The organism is Enterobacter sp. WPR_3_1 (genome assembly GCF_003635055.1).
In the GTDB taxonomy this organism is placed as follows: Bacteria; Pseudomonadota; Gammaproteobacteria; order Enterobacterales; family Enterobacteriaceae; genus Enterobacter; species Enterobacter ludwigii.
In genome coordinates, this window is record NZ_RBXU01000014.1 from 226,199 (window position 1) to 248,059 (window position 21,861).

Annotated in this window: 21 protein-coding genes; 8 read left to right on the forward strand and 13 right to left on the reverse strand. The window is 54.0% G+C overall.

The window, feature by feature from the left end; all coding sequences use genetic code 11:
• Nucleotides 1–6: 6 nt before the first annotated feature.
• The 9 genes from atpH to asnC all read right to left on the reverse strand — a co-directional run bounded on the left by atpH (nt 7) and on the right by asnC (nt 7,170).
• Entirely contained in the window at nt 7–540 is a 534-nt protein-coding gene (gene atpH, locus BJ887_RS20705) for a F0F1 ATP synthase subunit delta (protein WP_014172281.1), read from the reverse strand.
• A 14-nt stretch (nt 541–554) separates the two neighbouring features.
• Nucleotides 555–1,025: a F0F1 ATP synthase subunit B gene (gene atpF / locus BJ887_RS20710; protein WP_003862370.1), complete on the reverse strand. Its 471-nt coding sequence runs from the start codon at nt 1,023–1,025 to the stop codon at nt 555–557.
• A 48-nt stretch (nt 1,026–1,073) separates the two neighbouring features.
• Nucleotides 1,074–1,313 (reverse strand): F0F1 ATP synthase subunit C, encoded by a 240-nt coding sequence (atpE, locus tag BJ887_RS20715; protein WP_000429386.1) that lies wholly within the window; start codon nt 1,311–1,313, stop codon nt 1,074–1,076.
• A 49-nt stretch (nt 1,314–1,362) separates the two neighbouring features.
• Nucleotides 1,363–2,178, reverse strand: coding sequence for a F0F1 ATP synthase subunit A (gene atpB, locus BJ887_RS20720; RefSeq protein WP_121340358.1), 816 nt, complete (start codon nt 2,176–2,178; stop codon nt 1,363–1,365).
• A gap of 8 nt (nt 2,179–2,186) precedes the next feature.
• A complete protein-coding gene (gene atpI, locus BJ887_RS20725; protein ID WP_008500194.1) occupies nt 2,187–2,567 on the reverse strand; it encodes a F0F1 ATP synthase subunit I in 381 nt (126 codons plus the stop codon).
• Between the two features lie 616 nt (nt 2,568–3,183).
• On the reverse strand, nt 3,184–3,807 hold the full coding sequence (rsmG, locus tag BJ887_RS20730; RefSeq protein ID WP_121340359.1) for a 16S rRNA (guanine(527)-N(7))-methyltransferase RsmG: 624 nt from the start codon (nt 3,805–3,807) through the stop codon (nt 3,184–3,186).
• A gap of 100 nt (nt 3,808–3,907) precedes the next feature.
• Nucleotides 3,908–5,797 carry a tRNA uridine-5-carboxymethylaminomethyl(34) synthesis enzyme MnmG gene (mnmG, locus tag BJ887_RS20735; RefSeq protein WP_121340360.1) on the reverse strand — a complete coding sequence of 630 codons (1,890 nt, stop codon included), beginning with the start codon at nt 5,795–5,797 and terminating at the stop codon, nt 3,908–3,910.
• 374 nt (nt 5,798–6,171) lie between these two features.
• Nucleotides 6,172–6,621: an FMN-binding protein MioC gene (gene mioC / locus BJ887_RS20740; protein ID WP_020882767.1), complete on the reverse strand. Its 450-nt coding sequence runs from the start codon at nt 6,619–6,621 to the stop codon at nt 6,172–6,174.
• 90 nt (nt 6,622–6,711) lie between these two features.
• Nucleotides 6,712–7,170 (reverse strand): transcriptional regulator AsnC, encoded by a 459-nt coding sequence (gene asnC, locus BJ887_RS20745; RefSeq protein ID WP_121340361.1) that lies wholly within the window; start codon nt 7,168–7,170, stop codon nt 6,712–6,714.
• Nucleotides 7,171–7,321: 151 nt separating this feature from the next.
• Here asnC and asnA point away from each other — a divergent pair, with 151 nt between their 5' ends.
• Nucleotides 7,322–8,314 carry an aspartate--ammonia ligase gene (gene asnA, locus BJ887_RS20750; protein ID WP_121340362.1) on the forward strand — a complete coding sequence of 331 codons (993 nt, stop codon included), beginning with the start codon at nt 7,322–7,324 and terminating at the stop codon, nt 8,312–8,314.
• Here asnA and viaA read toward each other — a convergent pair whose 3' ends face one another.
• Together viaA and ravA are read right to left on the reverse strand one after the other, a co-directional pair.
• Nucleotides 8,315–9,766: an ATPase RavA stimulator ViaA gene (gene viaA / locus BJ887_RS20755; RefSeq protein WP_121340363.1), complete on the reverse strand. Its 1,452-nt coding sequence runs from the start codon at nt 9,764–9,766 to the stop codon at nt 8,315–8,317.
• On the reverse strand, nt 9,760–11,256 hold the full coding sequence (gene ravA / locus BJ887_RS20760) for an ATPase RavA (RefSeq protein ID WP_025202724.1): 1,497 nt from the start codon (nt 11,254–11,256) through the stop codon (nt 9,760–9,762). Before ravA ends, viaA begins: the two co-directional genes overlap by 7 nt.
• A gap of 222 nt (nt 11,257–11,478) precedes the next feature.
• Here ravA and kup point away from each other — a divergent pair, with 222 nt between their 5' ends.
• The 7 genes from kup (at nt 11,479) to rbsR (ending at nt 19,417) form a co-directional block, all read left to right on the forward strand.
• Complete coding sequence (gene kup / locus BJ887_RS20765) at nt 11,479–13,347, forward strand: low affinity potassium transporter Kup (RefSeq protein WP_014172271.1); 1,869 nt, start codon at nt 11,479–11,481, stop codon at nt 13,345–13,347.
• Between the two features lie 216 nt (nt 13,348–13,563).
• Nucleotides 13,564–13,983: a D-ribose pyranase gene (gene rbsD, locus BJ887_RS20770; protein WP_020882770.1), complete on the forward strand. Its 420-nt coding sequence runs from the start codon at nt 13,564–13,566 to the stop codon at nt 13,981–13,983.
• A gap of 7 nt (nt 13,984–13,990) precedes the next feature.
• On the forward strand, nt 13,991–15,496 hold the full coding sequence (gene rbsA / locus BJ887_RS20775; RefSeq protein WP_121340364.1) for a ribose ABC transporter ATP-binding protein RbsA: 1,506 nt from the start codon (nt 13,991–13,993) through the stop codon (nt 15,494–15,496).
• A gap of 4 nt (nt 15,497–15,500) precedes the next feature.
• Nucleotides 15,501–16,466, forward strand: a complete 966-nt coding sequence (gene rbsC, locus BJ887_RS20780) for a ribose ABC transporter permease (RefSeq protein WP_020882772.1) — start codon at nt 15,501–15,503, stop codon at nt 16,464–16,466.
• 27 nt (nt 16,467–16,493) lie between these two features.
• Nucleotides 16,494–17,384 (forward strand): ribose ABC transporter substrate-binding protein RbsB, encoded by an 891-nt coding sequence (gene rbsB, locus BJ887_RS20785; RefSeq protein ID WP_014172267.1) that lies wholly within the window; start codon nt 16,494–16,496, stop codon nt 17,382–17,384.
• A gap of 107 nt (nt 17,385–17,491) precedes the next feature.
• Nucleotides 17,492–18,421, forward strand: coding sequence for a ribokinase (gene rbsK, locus BJ887_RS20790; protein ID WP_020882773.1), 930 nt, complete (start codon nt 17,492–17,494; stop codon nt 18,419–18,421).
• Between the two features lie 3 nt (nt 18,422–18,424).
• A complete protein-coding gene (gene rbsR, locus BJ887_RS20795) occupies nt 18,425–19,417 on the forward strand; it encodes a ribose operon transcriptional repressor RbsR (RefSeq protein ID WP_121340365.1) in 993 nt (330 codons plus the stop codon).
• Here rbsR and mdtD read toward each other — a convergent pair.
• Both mdtD and BJ887_RS20805 read right to left on the reverse strand, forming a co-directional pair.
• Complete coding sequence (mdtD, locus tag BJ887_RS20800) at nt 19,383–20,816, reverse strand: multidrug transporter subunit MdtD (protein WP_121340366.1); 1,434 nt, start codon at nt 20,814–20,816, stop codon at nt 19,383–19,385. The genes rbsR and mdtD overlap by 35 nt on opposite strands.
• The gene (locus tag BJ887_RS20805) at nt 20,813–21,520 is read right to left on the reverse strand and encodes a FadR/GntR family transcriptional regulator (protein ID WP_078775107.1); all 708 of its coding nucleotides are present in this window, start codon (nt 21,518–21,520) and stop codon (nt 20,813–20,815) included. The genes mdtD and BJ887_RS20805 overlap by 4 nt, the downstream gene beginning before the upstream one ends.
• Nucleotides 21,521–21,861: the final 341 nt, after the last annotated feature.

Consider the following 21,861-nt stretch of genomic DNA (forward strand, 5'->3'; position numbering starts at 1 on the left):
GTCCCCTTAAGACTGCAAGACGTCTGCAAGGCGTTCAAGACGGCCGCGTACGCTGCCATCAATGACCATATCACCCGAACGGATGATTACGCCTGCCATTACAGACTTATCGATTTTGCAATTCAGCTTAACTTTGCGTGACAGACGTTTTTCCATCGCGGCGGTGATTTTCGCAAGCTGTTCATCACTCAGTTCAGTCGCAGAAGTCACTTCGACTTCAGCGGTAGCTTCACTAAGGGCACGTAAGTGCTCAAACTGCTCGAGAACATCCGGGAGCACACGGAGACGACCATTTTCTGCCATTACCTTAATCAGGTTCTGACCATTGGCATCCAGTTGCTCTCCGCACACGGCGATAAACGACGCGGCGAGAGTTTCAGGCGCTAACGCACCAGAAAGCAACTCGGCCATTTGTTCGTTTTTCGTCACCTCAGCGGCAAACGCCAGCATATCCTGCCAGCGATCGACATTTTGGTGTTCGACAGCAAAGTCAAAAGCTGCTTTGGCGTAGGGGCGAGCTACCGTAACAAATTCAGACATCAGCCCCTCCCTCCTTACAGTTCAGCGACAAGTTTGTCCACGATGTCGCTGTTAGCAGCTTCATCCACGGAACGTTCGATGATCTTCTCGGCGCCAGCAACAGCCAGAATCGCAACCTGCTTACGCAGTTCTTCGCGAGCACGTTTACGCTCAGCTTCAATTTCAGCCTGAGCTTGTGTCACGATCTTAGTACGTTCCTGTTCTGCTTCAGCTTTGGCTTCGTCCAGGATCTGCGAACGGCGTTTGTTAGCCTGTTCGATGATAACCTGAGCTTCCGCTTTCGCTTTTTTCAGCTGGTCTGTCGCGTTGGCCTGTGCAAGGTCCAAATCTTTCTTAGCGCGTTCTGCAGAAGCCAGACCGTCAGCAATTTCTTTCTGACGTTTTTCGATGGCAGCCATTAAAGGCGGCCATACATACTTCATGCAGAACCAGACAAAGAGAATAAACGCGATGGCCTGGCCGAGGATTGTTGCGTTCATATTCACAGCACAATACCTCTTTAATATCTGTGGCTTAGGGTTTTAAAACTACTACTACGCGACAGCAAACATCACGTACAGACCCAGACCTACAGCGATCATTGGGATAGCATCCACCAGACCCATAACGATAAAGAACTGAGTACGCAGCAGAGGAATCAGATCAGGTTGACGCGCTGCGCCTTCCAGGAATTTGCCCCCGAGGATGCCGATACCGATCGCAGCACCGATAGCCGCCAGACCCATCATCACAGCGGCAGCCATGTACAGCAGATCCATATTCAGGTTTTCCATGACAGTCTCCAGTTTGTTTCAATTAAAACGTAGTAGTGTTGGTAAAAAATCAGTGCTCTTCAGACGCCATCGACAGATAGACGATCGTCAGAACCATGAAGATAAAGGCTTGCAGCGTAATGATCAGGATGTGGAAAATGGCCCAAGGCACATTCAGAATCCACTGTGACCACCACGGCAGAAGACCCGCGATCAGAATGAAAATCAGCTCACCCGCATACATGTTGCCGAACAGTCGCAGACCCAGTGAAACAGGTTTGGACAGCAGGCTAACGCCTTCCAGGATCAGGTTGACCGGAATAAACGCCCAGTGGTTGAACGGCTGCAAGGTAAGCTCTTTCACGAAGCCGCTTACGCCTTTCATTTTGATGCTGTAGAAAAGAATCAGGATAAACACGCCCAGCGCCATCGACAGGGTGATGTTCACGTCAGCGGACGGCACCACGCGCAGTGCTGGCAGACCGAGGACATGTTCGCCAATCCACGGCAGGAAATCGATTGGCAGCAGGTCCATCAGGTTCATCAGGAACACCCAAACGAACACGGTCAGGGCCAGCGGAGCAATCAGCTTGCTCTTACCATGGTACATGTCTTTGACGCTGCCATGGACGAAGCCGATGATCATTTCGATGAACGTCTGGAATTTCCCTGGAACACCGCTGGTCGCTCTTTTCGCAACACCGCGGAACATGGCCAGGAACAGAAGACCCAAAACGACCGAGAAGAACATGGAGTCGATGTTGATCGTCCAGAAGGTGGCCGGGGGGTTATGCGGATCCACCAGCGAGAATGTACGCAGGTCCATCTGAAGGTTATTCAGATGGTGACCTATGTAATCCTGCGGCGTCATATTTTCTGAAGCCATGATGCCTTTTACCCTTTGTTGTTGATTACAGCTGGAGCCAGAACTTGTACCACCAGCACCAAAACCCACGTTGCTATCAGCGGCATGAATACCACTTTCAAAACCGCCAGCGCCATCACCAGTAGAGCAAAGGTCAGCAACACCTTACACACTTCACCGAGAGCGAAGGACCAGGCCACACGGCCTTTGGCGGGTGTATGCGCCTGATGACGCCAGGCAAAAATCATAAACAATACGTTTGGCAGAACAACCGCCAAACCCCCGCACACGGCGGAGATGCCCCAGAAGGGGTCTTTGAGGCTAAACAGCAGTCCACTTGCTATCACAGCCAGAAACTGAATGAACAGAAGCTTACGAGCAACGTTTCTACTCAAGAGCGACACAGACATCACGTTTTTACTCCTGCTCCCTTCGAGGTATGCCGCGTGTCGTATAAAACGTCCTTTAAGGCTCAGAGTCAAGCATCAAAAAGCGGTCAAATTATACGGTGCGCACCCGTGATTTCAAACATTAAGTAGCGAAAAGGTGAATAAATGTTTAAATATTTTTCCCCGCCGCTATTTTTTAACTTTTCCTGAAAGCCACGACCTTCGACCAAAACTGCAAACAGCGCGAAAACGTTGGCTACAAAGCGTGCACGAGATCACAAAATACACATTTGCGATAAGGGTGTATTTATCAAAGACGCAAATCGGTTTATTTCATCTTAATGAAATTAAAGACAAATTATCGTAACTATTTTCAAAACAGCCCGGTATACAATAAAAACCTTTTATTGACATTCTTAATAAATATTTAACATTCGATTCTGGTTGCCGTATTCCACTTTTAGCAGGCTGATATTTTCGATGTTGACTATCTTCATGCTGAACAATGGCTGTTACGTTAACCGTTAGAAAAACCTTAGTAACACAGAGGTTAAACTCTCTTCGGTAAAACCCGAGAATAAGTGCTGTTATTTAACATGGTCAGAACAGCACGAATTCCACAATTTTTATTAAATATTTAAAAATTGTTTGGCTTAATTATCACCAGATGGCGTTCACCCTCAAGCTGAGGAATGTTTAATTTCTCAACGGATTCGACAGCAAAACCCTCCGGAAGCTGTTCAATTTCATCGCCCGGCAACTGCCCTTTCAGGGCATAAAAGCGGCCATCTTGTGCAGGCAAGTGCTTACACCAGCTCACCATATCATTGAGCGACGCAAACGCGCGGCTGATAACACCTTCAAACGGTGGCTCCGCGGGGAACGCCTCTACCCTGCTCTGTACAGGGGCGATATTCTCCAGCTTCAGCTCATGCTGTACCTGACGTAAAAAACGGACGCGTTTGCCAAGGCTGTCCAGCAGCGTGAAATGGCTCTCAGGGCGGACAATCGACAGCGGGATCCCCGGCAGGCCAGGACCTGTGCCCACATCGATAAAGCGCTCCCCTTTAAGATACGGCGCAACCACGATGCTATCGAGGATATGACGAACCAGCATCTCGTTGGGGTCGCGAACAGACGTCAGGTTGTACGCTTTATTCCATTTGTTCAGCATATCGACATAGGCCACCAGCTGAGTTTTCTGGTGATCGGTGAGCGAAATACCTGCCTGTTCCAGCAGACGAGAGAGTTTATTGAGCACAGTGGGTACCTGTTTAGACATAAATTGCCCGGTGGCGCTTACCGGGCCTACGAATTAGCTGGGCGGGTAGCGAAGCGCCACCCGCCAAAAGCACTGGATATTATGCGCTACGGCGCAGCATACCTTGCTTTTTCAGCCACACCAGCAGAATCGAAATCGCGGCAGGTGTGACACCGGAGATACGGGATGCCTGACCGATCGACACAGGCTTGTGATCGTTCAGCTTGGCGATCACTTCATTGGAAAGCCCCGTCACCTGACGGTAGTCCAGCATTTCCGGTAGCAGCGTATTTTCGTTGCGCTGCTGTTTTTCAATCTCATCCTGCTGACGCGCGATGTAACCTTCGTATTTGACCTGGATCTCAACCTGTTCAGCCGCTTCAGCGTCGTCAAGGCCAGGCGCGAACGCGGTCAGTTTCACCAGGTTCTCGTAGGTCACTTCAGGGCGACGCAGCAAGTCTTCGCCGCTGGCTTCGCGCGAAAGCGGCGCAGTTAAGTGAGCATTCACTTCTGCAGCGGTTTCCGCCTGTGGATTCACCCAGGTGGTTTTCAGGCGCTGACGTTCCTGCTCAATGCGTTCCAGTTTTTCGTTATAGCGCGCCCAGCGTTCGTCATCCACCAGACCCAGTTCACGACCCACTTCGGTCAGACGCAGGTCGGCGTTATCTTCGCGCAGCATCAGGCGATATTCCGCGCGAGAGGTAAACATACGGTACGGTTCTTTGGTACCCAGGGTGCAGAGATCGTCGACCAGCACGCCCAGATAAGCCTGAGAACGCGCAGGTGCCCAGCCCTCTTTCTCCGCAGAGAAGCGTCCTGCGTTCAGACCGGCTAGCAGACCCTGAGCGGCAGCTTCTTCGTAACCGGTCGTGCCGTTAATCTGGCCGGCGAAGAACAGACCGTGGATGAATTTGCTCTCCAGGGTTGGCTTCAGGTCACGCGGATCGAAGAAATCGTACTCAATAGCGTAGCCAGGACGAACGATTTTCGCGTTCTCCATACCCTGCATTGAGCGAACAATTTGCATCTGCACATCGAACGGCAGGCTGGTGGAGATGCCGTTCGGGTAAATTTCATTTGACGTCAGTCCTTCCGGCTCCAGGAAGATCTGGTGCTGGTTACGATCGGCAAAGCGCATCACTTTGTCTTCGATCGACGGACAGTAACGCGGGCCGATCCCTTCGATCACGCCAGCGTACATTGGGCTGCGGTCAAGGTTATTGCGGATCACGTCATGGGTTTTTTCGTTGGTATGCGTGATGTAGCACGGTACCTGCTGCGGATGTTGAGCCGCATTGCCCATGAACGAGAACACCGGCATGGGGTTATCACCGTGCTGTTGTGCCAGCACGCTGAAATCAATGGTGCGCGCATCAATACGCGGTGGCGTGCCTGTTTTCAGGCGACTGACGCGCAGCGGAAGTTCACGCAGACGGCGAGACAGCGGAATGGACGGCGGATCGCCAGCACGGCCACCGCTGTAGTTATCCAGACCGATATGGATTTTGCCATCCAGGAAGGTCCCGACAGTCAGTACGACGGCTTTTGCGCGGAACTTGAGGCCCATCTGGGTTACGGCACCCACAACGCGATCGTTTTCAACGATAAGATCTTCTACCGCCTGCTGGAAGATCATCAGGTTTGGCTGATTCTCCAGGGCAGTACGTACTGCCTGACGGTAAAGCACGCGGTCTGCCTGAGCACGGGTGGCACGCACAGCGGGACCTTTGCTCGCGTTTAGTATCCTAAACTGGATGCCGGCATGATCGATCGCTTTCGCCATCAGGCCGCCAAGTGCATCCACTTCTTTTACCAGGTGTCCTTTCCCAATGCCGCCAATCGCCGGATTACAGGACATTTGTCCCAGCGTGTCGATATTGTGTGTCAAAAGCAGGGTCTGCTGACCCATTCGCGCTGCGGCCATTGCGGCCTCAGTGCCTGCATGACCCCCGCCAATGATGATGACGTCAAAAGGATCCTGATAAAACATGGTGGTCTGCCTCGCGTAAAGCGGTATGAAAATGGATTGAAGCCCGGGCCGTGGATTCTACTCAACTTTAGTCTTTCGAGAAAGCATTGGGATCCTGGGCTATTAAAAAGAAGATCTTTTTATTTAGAGATCTGTTCTATTGTGATCTCTTATTAGGATCGAGTACCTCTGTGGATAAGCCCGATCTCACGATGAAGATCATGCAGTTAGAAAGGATCGTTTGCTGTGAATGATCGGTGATCCTGGCCAGTATAAGCTGGGATCAGATCGCGACTTTATACACAGGCCCAAAACAGCCTCAGAGTTATAACTTGGATAACTACCGCTTAATACGAGCTTTTAACCAGAGTTATCCACATCTGTTCGCGCGATCTTTAATCGTTTTTGAGTAAATTTTTCCATTCACCCAGCCAGATCTCCGCTGGATCTTCCGGAATGTCATGATCGAGGATGTTGATCTTTAGTGTTTCACCTAGCTGTTTTGCCCCACAGGCAGTCACAGCGGCTTCGACTTTCTCTATTGCACCGCAAAAGGTGTCATATTCACGACTGCCGATACCCACCGCGCCAAAACGGACGTTTGACAGGTCAGGCTGCTGTTCCAGCAGTTCGTCATATAAAGGTTGCAGATTATCCGGCAGATCGCCTGCGCCGTGCGTCGAGGTGATCAGTAGCCAGACCCCATCAGTCGGGAGATCGTCAAGCAACGGGCCGTGCAGTGTTTCGGTGGAAAAGCCCGCGTCTTCCAGCTTCTCAGCCAGATGTTCCGCAACGTATTCCGCGCCGCCCAGGGTGCTGCCACTGATAAGGGTAATGTCTGCCATTGATCGCTCGCTCAAATAAAGAGGGGCTCATTGTACGCTGTGAACGAGCTGGGATCTACCTGTGGAAAATGTGGGAATGAATTTGCCCGATCAGGGGCGGATGGTACGCATGATCGGGTTCTGCAGGGAGATCAATGTTTCAGTGGACTGAATTTCATCAATTGTTTGGATCTTGTTGATAAGTACCTGCTGGAGGGCATCAATGGAGCGGCACATCACCTTTATAAAGATACTGTAGTGCCCGGTGGTGTAGTACGCCTCCGTGACTTCTTCAAGCGCGTTGAGCTTAGCCAGGGCTGACGGATAGTCTTTGGCGCTTTTGAGAATAATGCCAATAAAGCAGCAGACGTCATAACCCAGCTGCTTAGGGCTGACGTCGATACGTGCGCCGATAATGATCCCCGCCTGTTTCATCTTTTCCACGCGGACGTGGATTGTGCCCGGACTGACGCCAAACTGTTTCGCCAGTTCCGCGTAGGCAGTACGTGCATTGGCCATTAAGGCCTCCAGGATGCCGCGGTCCAGATTATCGATCTGATAATTTTCCATAGCTTTTTCTTATGAACATTAATGAATATTTCTATTCTAGCGCCTTATTTTAATGAATCAAAAGTGAAGGTGGCTTTTTGTTGGTGGGTTATTGAATAACAGGCCATTTCTGTTGCTTAATCTCTATCAACAGGACGCAGGAGTATAAATAATGAAAACCGCTTACATCGCAAAACAACGCCAGATCAGCTTCGTTAAATCCCATTTTTCACGTCAGCTGGAAGACAAGCTTGGTCTGATCGAAGTCCAGGCGCCCATTCTCAGCCGCGTGGGTGACGGGACGCAGGACAACCTTTCTGGATGCGAAAAAGCGGTACAGGTGAAAGTGAAAACACTGCCAGACGCCCAGTTCGAAGTGGTGCATTCCCTTGCGAAGTGGAAACGTCAAACCCTGGGACAACACGACTTCAGCGCGGGCGAAGGGCTTTACACGCACATGAAAGCCCTTCGCCCCGATGAAGACCGTCTTACGCCAATGCACTCTGTCTACGTCGATCAATGGGACTGGGAGCGCGTCATGGGCGATGGCGAGCGTCACGTCGGTACGCTGAAATCCACCGTTGAGGCGATCTACGCCGGGATCAAAGCGACCGAAGCGGCAGTGAGCAAAGAGTTTGGTCTGGCACCGTTCCTGCCGGAATCGATCCACTTTGTCCACAGCCAGGAACTGCTGAGCCGTTATCCCTATCTGGATGCCAAAGGCCGCGAGCGTGCGATCGCCAAAGAATTGGGTGCTGTGTTCCTGATCGGGATTGGCGGCAAATTGTCTAACGGTAAACGCCATGATGTGCGTGCGCCGGATTATGATGACTGGAGCACGACGGGTGAAGGCGAACGCGCCGGTCTGAACGGCGATATTCTGGTCTGGAACCCGGTGCTGGAAGATGCGTTCGAGCTCTCTTCAATGGGGATCCGCGTGGATGCTGATGCCCTGAAGCGTCAGCTGGCACTGACCGGGGATGAAGATCGTCTCACGCTGGAGTGGCACCAGGCGTTGCTGCGCGGAGAGATGCCGCAGACCATTGGCGGCGGTATTGGCCAGTCCCGTCTGACCATGCTGCTGTTGCAGCTGCCACATATTGGTCAGGTGCAGTGCGGTGTCTGGCCACAACAGGTACGCGATCGCGTTGAATCTCTTCTGTAATTAGCGCTGCCAGCGTCTTAGCAGGCGGCTACGTAACCCGGTATCAAAGCGCCAGATATGATCGAAGATGCGCATGATGCCGGGTTTTCCATGGGCAGACATCGCCACAGCATGGAAACGGTGCTGGTGCACTCGCTGTAGCTCCTTCACTTTATTCACCACGTCATCCGGTAGCCGCTGGGCAATAAAATCGGAGATGACCACGGCGTCAGCGTCATACCAGTCTCCGCCCTGCATCCGCTCAACGATGCTTCGAAAACAGCTGGCCAGATCGGTACCGCCACGAAAGCGCTGGCTTAAAAAGCGGATCGCCTGCTCAATACCCTGCTGATGGGTCAGTTCATACCCCACAACTTCGCTGGAAAAGAGCATGATGAAGCAGCGACGTCGATCGGCGAGCGCCACGCGCATCAGAGCCAGGCAGAACGCTTTCGCGCACTGTTCGTTAAACCCTCCCATCGAGCCGGACGTATCCACGCACACAATAAAGGGCCCGCGCGGCTGCTCGTCAAAATCCTGATGGATGACCGGGCGCTGGCTGAGCTTTTCACGCCAGGCTTCGCCATGCAACCGGTAGGTCAGAAGCTGTTTTTCCACCAGCCGGCGATAAAACTCGTACTCAAGCTCGGTCATCCCCAGCGTACTCAGCTCCGTGGGCAGCAGGCGCAAAATATCGTCGCTTTGCTGGAGCCCATCCACCTGCTCAGGCACGGTGGCCGGTTCACGGACCAGGGTGCGGAAGGTCTCCATTGGGGCATCTTTCTTTGGGACCGATTTGGCCTCCCGTGAACGACCCAGCTGTTCGGCAAGCTTCATCAGCTCTGGCTGCTGTGCCAGAAAATCGCCGTACTTGACGATGAGCTGGTAATCTCCGCGTCGCAGCTGACCGGCGCTCATATCCCAAAGACGCCCGGCGGCGTTTTCATTTTCCACCAGCACCTGCTCCAGTTGACCGCTTAAGGTCATGCGTTCCTGCACTTCGCTAAGCAGCTGTTCACGCTCCTCATCCAGCAACTGCTGGTTCAACGTTGTGGCCTGCACCACCAGGCTGAGGCGCCAGCGTTGTAAAAAGAGGGTGTGTAGTGCGGGGGTAAACGTGACGTTATCCGTGACCAGCGCCCGCGCCTGGCTGGCAAACGGAGAGTGTACCGTGTCGAGTAACGTCAGGGTTTGCGGGAGCTGGGCGATAAACTGTGACGTAGAGAGCCGCTGGCACTGCTGATAGCAGGCCACCTCGTCAGTTAATTCTGGGGGGACTTCGGTCTCTTTGAACCGCTGACGCAGGTTTTCGCGCCAGCGCGGGAGATCGTCGGTCATCGCCTTTTTGAGCCGCGGGAATTTTTCAAAAAAAGCCGCCAGCTGCGGGGAGGCCAGAAGGGTGATGACCACCTCTTCGATCAACCCCTCTTCGCTGACGGCCAGCATGACGTTAAGCGTATCCAGCGTTAGCATTGACGAGCCTGTTTGATCTGCGCGCTGACATCCTGCAGGCTGGCTTCGATGCGACCTAACCAGTCGCTATGAATAAAGAGGCATTTTTGCTGCTCGCTGAAGCGCGTATGTTGCTGGTGCCATTCCGTATCCAGCGCTTCAAGCTGGCGTTTAATCTCTTCCGGCACGCTGTCAGAGGCGGTTCCCGGAAGCGCAAGACGCGATCCCTGCAGGCTAACGTCGCGGATCACCAGATGCTGGCTGCTGTCCACTTCCAGCGTCAGCGGCTGGGCAAAACCGATGCCGTTGAGTTTGCCGCGGATCTCCCCGCCCTTATCAAGCCACTGAGCCAGTGGTTCTCGTTCCACGGTGATATGGACCACCTGCATGTCATGAAGCTTAAGGGGCTGCTGAAGCAGGAGCGTTAGCGTTGTACTGGTCAGTTCGGACGGCAGCTCATAATGCGCTTTGCGGGCGAACATGCCGCCAAGGCGGTTTACTTTCAGCGCTGTTTTGTCGCTTTGTTGTTGCTGCAGCTGAATACGCCGTTGGGCAATCGCTCCCAGCTGGTTGAGCATCGACTGCTGGCCCCAGGCGTGTCCGGTCATCAATACGTCAAGCTGCTGCTGCATCAGGTTCATGCCTTCCGCGTCGTGCCAGAGGCAATCTTTTAAAAGGATCAGATCGATTGGCGCAACGGCATCGCGGCCGCTGAACAGGGCGCTGGCCTGCAGCAGGCGGATCGCTTTTTTCCAGCGACGATCGGAGACATACGGCGCAGAAGGCAGTAAATCGAGCTGCTGGCGCAGCAGATAGATCAGCTCAAACACCGAATCCGGCAGTGTGATTTTGCCGATATCCTCCTGCCACTGGTAATACTCCTCATCCGTGACCTGCAGCGAAGCGGGGACCGGGTTTTCATTCTCATCCTGCTGGCTGACCAGCATCGAGCGGAAGTTGGATTTATCCTGCACTTTGTCGAGCCACAGGCGGATCAGCATGCGGTCATACAGCGCTTCAAGGCTGCTGTCGGCTTCCGGTAGTTCGTTAGAGGCCGCCACCAGCAGGCGCATCGGGATTTTCTCTTCGCTGGCACCGTTGCGGAATCGGCGTTCGTTTATCGCCGTGAGCAGGGTGTTCAGAATTGCCGGCCCCGCTTTCCAGATCTCATCAAGAAAAACAATTTCCGCTTCCGGAAGATACCCCTCAGTCAGGCGCTGATAGCGCCCCTCATCTTTCAGCGCCTGAATGGAAAGCGGGCCGAAAACTTCTTCTGGGGTGGAAAAGCGGGTCATCAGGTATTCGAAAGCGCGGGCGTTCTGAAAGGCAAATTTCAGCCGGCGGGCAATCAGGCTTTTGGCGATGCCCGGAGGTCCAAGCAGAAAGACACTTTCGCCGCTCAACGCTGCCAGTAAACAGAGGCGAATGGCGTGGCTACGCTCGAAAAGGCCTTTTTCCAGCGCGCCGCTGAGGCGGGAAATTCTTTCTGCTATTAAATGTGAGTGAGCCATAATAGTTTTGCATCCTTTCGCCGTCGTGGCGGCCAATTGAAGCGAGTATAGACGTTTCAGTCAGGGCTGGTAATAGACTGAAGTGCGGCGCTATTTTCTTTGCGCTACATTAATGCGGTTGCATTTAGGGGTACGATTTTGCATTGAATCGTGCATACTGTGCGCTTTTTGTGGGCCAAGGGACTAAGCACACATTTGTTATTTAAACGAAAAGACTAGTCTATGAGCACTGATAATAAGCAATCATTACCCGCAATAACGCTTGCGGCGATCGGGGTTGTCTACGGTGATATCGGCACCAGCCCGCTTTATACGCTTCGTGAATGTCTGTCCGGTCAGTTTGGTTTTGGTGTTGAGCGCGATGCCGTCTTTGGCTTCCTGTCCCTCATCTTCTGGCTGCTGATCCTGGTGGTTTCAGTGAAATACCTCTCCTTCGTTATGCGTGCAGATAACGCCGGTGAAGGGGGGATCCTGACTCTGATGTCCCTTGCCGGGCGGAATACCTCCGCCAGAATGACGTCGGTGCTGGTCATTATCGGCCTGATTGGCGGCAGCTTCTTCTATGGGGAAGTCGTCATTACGCCCGCGATTTCGGTTCTCTCGGCGATAGAGGGGCTGGAGATTATCGCGCCACAGCTTGATTCATGGGTTGTTCCGCTGGCGATCCTTGTCCTGACGCTGTTGTTCATCATCCAGAAGCACGGCACCGGGCTGGTGGGCAAGCTGTTCGCTCCGATTATGCTGGCCTGGTTCCTGGTCCTGGCGGCACTCGGTTTACGCAGCATTATTGCTAACCCGGACGTGCTGCATGCGCTGAACCCTTACTGGGCCGTGCATTTCTTCCTGGAATACAAAGTGGTTTCCTTCGTCGCGCTCGGTGCCGTCGTGCTCTCCATCACCGGTGTTGAGGCGCTGTATGCCGATATGGGGCACTTCGGGAAACTGCCTATCCGCGTGGCGTGGTTTTTAGTGGTCCTGCCGTCGCTGGTGCTGAACTATTTCGGTCAGGGTGCGCTGTTGCTGCAAAACCCGGAGGCGATTAAGAACCCCTTCTTCCTGCTGGCTCCGGACTGGGCGCTGGTGCCCATGCTGATTCTGGCGACGCTGGCGACCGTTATTGCCTCGCAGGCGGTAATTTCAGGCGTGTTCTCTCTGACGCGTCAGGCCGTGCGTCTGGGGTATCTCTCGCCTATGCGCATTATCCATACCTCCGAGATGGAGTCGGGCCAGATTTACATTCCGTTCATCAACTGGCTGCTCTATTTCGCCGTGGTGATTGTCATCGTCAGCTTCGAGCACTCCAGCAACCTGGCGGCGGCGTACGGTATTGCGGTAACCGGTACGATGGTACTGACCTCGCTGCTCTCCACCACGGTAGCGTACCGAAACTGGCACTGGAACAAATTCCTCGTGATGATGATTCTGGTCGGCTTCCTGTGCATTGACGTGCCGCTGTTCTCCGCCAACCTCGACAAGATTGTCTCCGGTGGCTGGCTGCCGTTGACGCTCGGTCTGGTGATGTTCATTGTCATGACCACGTGGAAAAGCGAACGTTTCCGCCTTCTGCGCCGTATGCATGAGCACGGTAACTCCCTGGAGGCTATGATTGCCTCGCTGGAGAAATCGCCGCCGGTACGCGTGCCGGGCACCGCGGTGTATATGTCGCGTGCGCTGAACGTTATCCCGTTTGCGCTGATGCATAACCTCAAGCACAACAAAGTGCTGCACGAGCGCGTGATCCTGCTGACCCTGCGCACCGAAGATGCCCCGTACGTCCACAATGTCCGCCGCGTGCAAATCGAGCAACTGTCGCCGACCTTCTGGCGCGTAGTGGCAAGCTACGGCTGGCGTGAGACACCAAACGTCGAAGAGGTGTTCCATCGCTGCGGTCTGGAAGGTCTGAGCTGTCGCATGATGGAGACCTCGTTCTTTATGTCCCACGAGTCGCTGATTATTGGCAAGCGCCCCTGGTATTTGCGTCTGCGCGGCAAGTTGTACCTTATCCTGCAGCGTAACGCCCTTCGCGCGCCTGACCAGTTTGAGATCCCGCCTAACCGTGTGATTGAGCTGGGAACGCAGGTCGAAATCTAGGTCCTCGAGTGGCCTGAAGCCCTCTCCTGGATGGAGAGGGTGCAACCCTAAAAAAGCGGTAACCAAAGGGTTACCGTTTTTGCATTTATCGCCTTCTCATTTCACGTAGCGAAACGTTTCGACGTCGATCACAAATCTGTTATGTCATGGTGGTTTTCTGAACACCGTTAAGACTAAACTGATTTCAGCGAAACGTTTCGCTAGTGGAGCAAGAAAATGAAGAAAGGCACCGTTCTTAACGCAGAAATCTCATCGGTTATTTCCCGTCTTGGGCATACCGATACGCTGGTGGTTTGCGATGCAGGCTTACCGGTTCCACGCAGCACAACCCGTATTGATATGGCGTTAACGCAGGGCGTGCCCTCGTTTATGCAGGTACTGGACGTGGTGACGGCGGAGATGCAGGTTGAGGCGGCCATTCTCGCGACGGAAATTAAACACCATAATCCGCAACTCCACGAAACGTTGCTCAGCCACATTGAGCAACTGCAACAACACCAGGGAAACACCATAGAAATTCGTTACACAACGCACGAGCAATTCAAACAACAAACCGCAGACAGTCAGGCGGTGATTCGCAGCGGGGAGTGTTCCCCGTATGCGAATATCATTCTCTGTGCTGGCGTCACCTTCTGAGGCCATCATGGACGCATTACTGCAACTGAAAGGGATCGATAAAGCGTTCCCGGGCGTAAAAGCCCTCTCTGGCGCGGCTCTGAACGTTTATCCCGGACGCGTAATGGCGCTGGTGGGCGAAAACGGGGCCGGCAAATCCACCATGATGAAAGTGCTGACCGGTATCTATCAACGCGATGCCGGCTCGCTGCTGTGGCTGGGTAAAGAGACCACGTTCAACGGCCCGAAATCCTCCCAGGATGCGGGGATCGGTATTATCCACCAGGAGCTGAACCTGATCCCGCAGCTCAGCATTGCGGAAAACATCTTCCTCGGACGTGAGTTCGTTAACCGGTATGGCAAAATCGACTGGAAAACGATGTATGCCGAAGCGGATAAACTGCTGGCGAAGCTAAACCTGCGCTTCAAGAGCGACCGTCTGGTGGGCGACCTCTCCATTGGCGATCAGCAAATGGTTGAAATCGCGAAGGTGCTGAGCTTTGAGTCGAAGGTCATCATTATGGATGAACCGACGGACGCGCTGACCGACACCGAAACCGAATCTTTATTCCGCGTTATCCGCGAGCTGAAATCGCAGGGACGCGGGATTGTCTATATCTCTCACCGTATGAAAGAGATTTTCGAGATCTGCGACGACGTAACGGTCTTCCGCGACGGGCAATTCATTGCCGAGCGCGAAGTCGCCACGCTGACCGAAGATACCCTTATCGAAATGATGGTGGGACGTAAGCTCGAAGACCAGTATCCGCATCTGGACAAAGCACCGGGTGAGATCCGCCTGAAGGTGGACAACCTCTGTGGCCCGGGCGTGAACAATGTCACCTTTACCCTGCGCCAGGGGGAGATCCTTGGCGTGGCGGGGTTAATGGGGGCAGGCCGTACCGAGCTGATGAAAGTGCTCTATGGCGCACTGCCGCGTACCAGCGGTTATGTCACGCTCAACGGTCATGAGGTGGTGACTCGCTCTCCACAGGATGGCCTGGCAAACGGCATCGTCTATATCTCCGAAGACCGCAAGCGTGACGGCTTAGTGCTGGGGATGTCGGTAAAAGAGAACATGTCGCTTACTGCCCTGCGCTATTTCAGCCGCAGCGGTGGCAGCCTGAAGCACAAAGATGAACAGCAGGCGGTCAGCGATTTTATCCGTCTCTTCAACGTTAAAACGCCGTCGATGGAGCAGGCGATTGGTCTGTTGTCCGGTGGTAATCAGCAAAAAGTGGCCATTGCACGCGGTCTGATGACGCGCCCGAAAGTGCTGATCCTTGATGAGCCAACCCGCGGCGTGGACGTGGGGGCCAAGAAAGAGATCTATCAGCTGATTAACCAGTTCAAGGCCGACGGCCTGAGCATCATTCTGGTCTCTTCCGAGATGCCAGAAGTATTAGGCATGAGCGATCGCATTATCGTCATGCATGAAGGGCATCTCGGTGGTGAATTCACTCGCGAGCAGGCCACCCAGGAAGTTCTGATGGCTGCCGCTGTGGGCAAGCTTAATCGCGTGAATCAGGAGTAAGAAGATGACTACCCAGGCTGTTTCTGGTCGCCGTTATTTCACAAAGGCATGGCTGCTGGAACAAAAATCGCTGATTGCCCTGCTGGTGTTGATCGCGATTGTTTCGACCATGAGCCCAAACTTTTTTACCGTTAATAACCTGTTCAATATTCTTCAGCAGACGTCGGTTAACGCCATTATGGCGGTAGGGATGACGCTGGTGATTTTGACGTCGGGTATCGATCTGTCCGTCGGTTCCCTGCTGGCGCTCACCGGTGCGGTTGCGGCTTCAATTGTAGGGATTGAGGTCAACGCGCTGGTGGCCGTTGCAGCTGCGCTGGCACTTGGGGCGGCAATTGGTGCCGTGACCGGTGTGATTGTGGCGAAAGGTCGCGTTCAGGCGTTCATTGCGACGCTGGTCATGATGCTCTTGCTGCGCGGTGTCACCATGGTTTACACCAACGGCAGTCCGGTAAATACCGGCTTTACGGATAACGCCGATCTGTTTGGCTGGTTCGGTATTGGTCGTCCGCTGGGTATCCCGACGCCGGTCTGGATCATGGCTATCGTTTTCCTCGCGGCGTGGTACATGCTGCATCACACCCGTCTGGGTCGTTATATCTATGCGCTGGGCGGTAACGAAGCGGCAACGCGTCTGTCCGGGATCAGCGTCAATAAAGTCAAAATCATCGTCTATTCGCTGTGTGGTCTGCTGGCCTCTCTGGCAGGCATCATCGAAGTGGCGCGCCTCTCTTCTGCGCAGCCAACGGCGGGGACGGGGTATGAGCTGGATGCCATTGCGGCAGTCGTTCTGGGCGGTACGAGTCTTGCGGGCGGTAAAGGTCGCATTGTTGGGACATTGATCGGCGCACTGATCCTTGGTTTCCTGAATAATGGTTTGAATTTATTAGGTGTTTCCTCCTATTACCAGATGATCGTTAAAGCAGTGGTGATTTTGCTGGCGGTTCTGGTAGACAACAAAAAACAGTAACTGACGACACTACAGGACATCTTAGATATGAACATGAAAAAACTGGCTACCCTGGTTTCTGCTGTCGCGCTGAGCGCAACCGTAAGTGCTAACGCAATGGCGAAAGACACCATCGCGCTGGTTATCTCCACGCTGAACAACCCGTTCTTCGTCTCTCTGAAGGACGGTGCACAGAAAGAAGCTGACAAACTGGGCTACAACCTGGTGGTGCTGGACTCTCAGAACAACCCGGCGAAAGAGCTGGCAAACGTTCAGGACTTAACCGTACGTGGCACCAAAATCCTGCTGATCAACCCAACGGATTCTGACGCTGTGGGTAACGCCGTGAAGATGGCAAACCAGGCGAAGATCCCGGTCATCACCCTTGACCGTCAGGCGACGAAAGGCGACGTAGTCAGCCACATCGCTTCTGATAACGTTCTGGGTGGCAAAATCGCGGGTGACTACATCGCGAAGAAAGCGGGTGAAGGCGCGAAAGTTATCGAACTGCAGGGTATTGCCGGTACGTCAGCGGCGCGTGAGCGTGGTGAAGGCTTCCAGCAGGCTGTTGCAGCGCACAAATTTAACGTACTGGCCAGCCAGCCTGCTGACTTCGACCGCACGAAAGGTCTGAACGTGATGCAGAACCTGCTGACCGCGCACCCTGACGTGCAGGCTGTGTTTGCACAGAACGACGAAATGGCGCTGGGCGCGCTGCGTGCTCTGCAGACCGCAGGTAAATCTGATGTGATGGTTGTCGGATTTGACGGCACGCCGGATGGTGAAAAAGCAGTAAAAGATGGCAAACTGGCGGCGACCATCGCTCAGCTGCCTGAGCAGATCGGCGCAACGGGCGTGCAGACTGCTGATAAAGTGCTGAAGGGCGAAAAAGTTCAGGCCAAATATCCTGTTGACCTGAAACTGGTCATCAAGCAGTAAAAGGCGAATCAGGCAGTCGCTGGCTGCCTGAGGGACACCCTATAAAGAAAAGTGTGGCATACGCCACCGGGTCACACCGGTGGCGCTCTCAGATGGACACCTCAACCATGAAAACCGCAGGCAATCTTGTCGTCCTTGGCAGTATCAATGCCGATCACATTCTTAACCTTGAATCGTTCCCGACACCGGGCGAAACCGTCACCGGTAATCAGTATCAGGTGGCATTCGGCGGTAAGGGCGCCAACCAGGCCGTCGCCGCAGGACGCAGTGGGGCGAAGATCGCCTTTATTGCCTGCACGGGTGATGACGATACCGGTGAGCGCGTACGCAAACAGCTGGCCAGCGATAACATTGATATTGCGCCTGTCAGCGTTGTCGAAGGGGAATCAACCGGCGTGGCGCTGATTTTCGTCAATGCGGAAGGTGAGAATGTCATCGGTATTCATGCGGGGGCTAACGCCGCGCTGACCACTGAGCGGGTGAACGCGCAGCGCGAGATCATCGCGAATGCCGAAGCGCTTCTGATGCAGCTGGAATCACCCGTTGAAAGCGTCCTGGCGGCCGCAGAGATAGCGCATCAAAATCATACCACTGTCGTACTCAATCCTGCGCCTGCACGGGTATTATCAGACGAGCTGCTGGCGCTGGTGGATATCATTACCCCGAACGAAACTGAAGCGGAGAAACTGACAGGCGTTCGCGTTGAAAATGATGACGACGCCGCGCGGGCGGCGAAAGTGCTGCACGATAAAGGCATCGGCACCGTTATCATTACCCTTGGCAGTCGTGGAGTGTGGGCCAGCGTAAACGGGGAAGGCCGTCGCGTGCCGGGCTTTAAGGTTAAGGCGATTGATACCATCGCGGCGGGAGATACCTTTAACGGTGCATTGGTGACTGCGCTGCTGGAAGGTAAGAGAATGGATGATGCTATTCGCTTTGCCCATGCCGCCGCGGCGATTGCCGTAACGCGCAAAGGTGCCCAGCCTTCCGTTCCGTGGCGTAAAGAGATTGATGAATTCTTAAGTCAGCAGGGGTAACGCTTGGCCACAATGAAAGATGTCGCCCGCCAGGCGGGCGTTTCTACGTCGACAGTCTCCCACGTCATTAATAACGATCGCTTCGTTAGCGAGGCGATTCGGGAGAAAGTCGAAGCCGCGGTTAAAGATCTCAATTATGCGCCGTCCGCGCTGGCGCGCAGCCTCAAGCTCAACCAGACGCGCACCATCGGCATGCTGATCACCGCCAGTACCAACCCCTTTTATTCTGAACTTGTTCGCGGTGTCGAACGCAGCTGCTTCGAGCGTGGTTACAGCCTGGTGCTGTGCAATACCGAAGGGGATGAGCAGCGAATGAACCGCAACCTGGAGACGCTGATGCAAAAACGCGTCGACGGGTTACTGCTGCTATGTACCGAAACACATCAGCCCTCGAAAGAGATTATTCAGCGCTACCCTTCTATTCCCACGGTGATGATGGACTGGGCGCCGTTCGACGGTACCAGCGATCTCATTCAGGATAACTCGCTGCTGGGAGGTGACATGGCCACCCAGTATCTGATCGATAAAGGCTATACCCGCATCGCCTGCATTACTGGCCCCCTGGATAAAACCCCGGCGCGTTTGCGTCTTGAGGGGTATCTTTCTGCGATGGCGCGGGCGGGGCTTACTGTTCCGGATGGCTACCGTATTACCGGTGATTTCGAATTTAACGGCGGCTTTGAAGCTATGCAGAAATTGCTGTCGCAAGCGCAGCGTCCGCAGGCTGTGTTTATCGGCAACGATGCGATGGCGTTTGGCGCGTATCAGGCGTTATATAAGGCGGGACTGCGTGTTCCACACGATATGGCGGTGATTGGTTACGATGACATTGAACTGGCCCGCTACATGACGCCGCCGCTCACCACGATTCATCAGCCAAAAGATGAACTGGGCGAGCTGGCCATCGATGTGCTTATCCACCGAATGGCCGAGCCCGGCCTGCAGCAGCAACGTCTGCAGCTTACTCCTGTTCTGATGGAACGGGGTTCGGTTTAGCCTTTGCTTTCTGGCGCTCTTTGATCAGGTTGCGGCCATCTTTGGGTTTTAACAGCATAAAGACCAGCGCCGACACGACGGTGAGTGCGCCCATGGTAATAAAGGTATAGTGAAACTGTTCGACGGTGTTCGCGCTGTCAAAACCTTCATAAAACCGCAGCACCGCCGCACTGACGGCCACCCCCAGACTGATCGATAACTGCTGAGTCACTGCCAGCACGCTGTTGCCGCTACTGGCGTTATCGTCGGTCAGGTCGGCGAGGGTGATGGTGTTCATCGACGTGAACTGTGTCGACATGGCCATTCCCAGCACAAACAGGGGCAGGATCAGCATCCAGACCGGTAAAGAGGCGGATTGCAGGGAGAACTGCGCGATCATCAGCCCGATAAAGACCGTTACACCTACCAGCGTCTTACGATAGCCAAACCAGCGCAACACCTGCGTGACGGTTGATTTGGCCAGAATAGAGCCCATCGCCGTGGGGGCCATCATGCAACCGGCAATCAGAGCCGGGTAGCCGAAACCCACCTGCAGCATCAGTGGCATCAGGAACGGCACGCAGCCCGTCCCCAGGCGTGAGGCAATGTTGCCCGCAATCCCTACGGAAAACGTTCGGGTGTTAAACAGCGACAGAGAAATTAACGGCGTCGGGTGACGGCGTGCATGACGTATATAAAGAAGGAACAGCAAAATACCACCGAGGATGACGGAGAGTGCAATCCATGTCGCCACGATCTTCTCACCAAACAGCTCCATCCCGCTGGAGAAGAGCACCAGGCTCAGGCCAAACAGGAAAAAACCACGCATATCGAAACGGCGTCTTGGGGTCGTGAAGTTCGGCATATATTTGCGGGCATAAAGCAGCCCCGCGACGCCAATGGGAATATTAATCAGGAAGATCCAGTGCCAGCTTGCCCAGGTGACGAATACCCCGCCGAGAACCGGACCCAGTATGGGGCCGACCAGGCCGGGCATTGTGACGAAGTTGAGCACAGGAAGCAGTTCGCTGCGCGGATAGGCGCGCAGTAACGCCAGACGTGCCACGGGCATCATCATCGCCCCGCCAACGCCCTGAAGAACACGGAAGATGACCAGCTCTGTAAGAGACGTTGACAGCGCACAGGCCAAAGAGCCGAGCGTAAAGAGCGTCACGGCCAGCATAAATATTTTGCGGGTGCCGAAGCGGTCAGCCAGCCAGCCGCTCACCGGAATGAGCATCGCGACAGTCAGGGTATAACTGATGATGGCGGACTGCATCGCCAGCGGGGATCGGTTAAGGCTTTGTGCAATCGCGGGTAGCGCTGTGTTGAGGATGGTGGCATCCAGTGCCTGCATAAAGAACGCCATGGCTGCAATCCACGGCAATCCGGCCATGCTGCGTGCTTTTTTCTCTCTCATTTATGTACCTGCTGGTGGGTTGGCGCGGCCAGCAATGCCTGGCATGCATCCTGGGCTCGCAGCCCGTCACTCTCCTGAATGGCATCAACAATCGCCTGGTGCAAATCCAGCTTTACCACTTCGTCTTGTGTAATAGAGGTAAAGTAGGTGTGGTATACCGAATGGAATAAAGAGGCAAAGGATGTCAGGAACGGATTGGCGCTCATCATATAGATGTGTTCATGCCAGGCCATATCGACCTCAATCCAGCGTTCGCGGTTGAAGTGCTTTTTCAGGAACACCATCTCTTCCATCAGGGCATTGAGCTGCGCTTTCTGTTCTGCCGTCCCGAGCGTGGCGGCAAGGAGGCAGGCCTGAGGTTCAAGACTGCTGCGCATCACCAGGAAGTGATCAACGACCTGATGAAAGTTATTTTCCGTCATCCACCATGAGAGCAGTTCCTGATCGAGGAAGTTCCAGTTGCTCTGTGGCATCACACGCGTACCAATGCGAGGACGCGGAAGCACCATTCCTTTTGCCGTTAAGGTTTTCACCGCTTCGCGAACGGCGGTACGGCTCACCCCAAACTGCTCACCCAACTCCATTTCACCCGGCAGGATGCTCCCCGGGGCATATTTACCCGCTAAAATCAGCTGAGCCAGTTTTTCTGCCAGCACATACGACAGGTTTTTTTGGGCAGCCAGTTGTTGTGCGCTTAATGGCATCGCGTTTATTCCTTAAAGATTCATGCTGATAATTATGCCACCTCGGGTGTTATTGTGGTTGCAGATACATCAAATAGAACAATTTGTAGCTTGATTTCACCCCTGTTGGTGAAAAAAAACACGGACAGAAACTTTTTTTGAATTTCCTCTTGTCACTTCAGAATAACTCCCTATAATGCGCCTCCACTGACACGGAACAACGGCACACACGCCGCCGGGTTAGCGGGGTTCAGAGATGAACACCAACAGAGATAAGCGAAAATAAATGCTTGACTCTGAAGCGGGAAAGCGTAATATGCACACCCCGCGCCGCAGCGAAAACGAAGCGGCACTGCTCTTTA

Excerpts from the sequence above, each read along its gene's own strand:
- rbsA (WP_121340364.1), top strand. The coding sequence starts at position 13,991 with ATGGACGCATTACTGCAACTGAAAGGGATCGATAAAGCGTTCCCGGGC.
- mioC (WP_020882767.1), bottom strand. The coding sequence starts at position 6,621 with ATGGCAGACATTACCCTTATCAGTGGCAGCACCCTGGGCGGCGCGGAA.
- rbsD (WP_020882770.1), top strand. The coding sequence starts at position 13,564 with ATGAAGAAAGGCACCGTTCTTAACGCAGAAATCTCATCGGTTATTTCC.
- asnA (WP_121340362.1), top strand. The coding sequence starts at position 7,322 with ATGAAAACCGCTTACATCGCAAAACAACGCCAGATCAGCTTCGTTAAA.
- atpH (WP_014172281.1), bottom strand. The coding sequence starts at position 540 with ATGTCTGAATTTGTTACGGTAGCTCGCCCCTACGCCAAAGCAGCTTTT.
- mnmG (WP_121340360.1), bottom strand. The coding sequence starts at position 5,797 with ATGTTTTATCAGGATCCTTTTGACGTCATCATCATTGGCGGGGGTCAT.
- atpI (WP_008500194.1), bottom strand. The coding sequence starts at position 2,567 with ATGTCTGTGTCGCTCTTGAGTAGAAACGTTGCTCGTAAGCTTCTGTTC.
- atpE (WP_000429386.1), bottom strand. The coding sequence starts at position 1,313 with ATGGAAAACCTGAATATGGATCTGCTGTACATGGCTGCCGCTGTGATG.
- atpB (WP_121340358.1), bottom strand. The coding sequence starts at position 2,178 with ATGGCTTCAGAAAATATGACGCCGCAGGATTACATAGGTCACCATCTG.
- kup (WP_014172271.1), top strand. The coding sequence starts at position 11,479 with ATGAGCACTGATAATAAGCAATCATTACCCGCAATAACGCTTGCGGCG.
- viaA (WP_121340363.1), bottom strand. The coding sequence starts at position 9,766 with ATGCTAACGCTGGATACGCTTAACGTCATGCTGGCCGTCAGCGAAGAG.
- BJ887_RS20805 (WP_078775107.1), bottom strand. The coding sequence starts at position 21,520 with ATGCCATTAAGCGCACAACAACTGGCTGCCCAAAAAAACCTGTCGTAT.
- ravA (WP_025202724.1), bottom strand. The coding sequence starts at position 11,256 with ATGGCTCACTCACATTTAATAGCAGAAAGAATTTCCCGCCTCAGCGGC.
- rbsB (WP_014172267.1), top strand. The coding sequence starts at position 16,494 with ATGAACATGAAAAAACTGGCTACCCTGGTTTCTGCTGTCGCGCTGAGC.
- asnC (WP_121340361.1), bottom strand. The coding sequence starts at position 7,170 with ATGGAAAATTATCAGATCGATAATCTGGACCGCGGCATCCTGGAGGCC.
- mdtD (WP_121340366.1), bottom strand. The coding sequence starts at position 20,816 with ATGAGAGAGAAAAAAGCACGCAGCATGGCCGGATTGCCGTGGATTGCA.
- rbsC (WP_020882772.1), top strand. The coding sequence starts at position 15,501 with ATGACTACCCAGGCTGTTTCTGGTCGCCGTTATTTCACAAAGGCATGG.
- rbsK (WP_020882773.1), top strand. The coding sequence starts at position 17,492 with ATGAAAACCGCAGGCAATCTTGTCGTCCTTGGCAGTATCAATGCCGAT.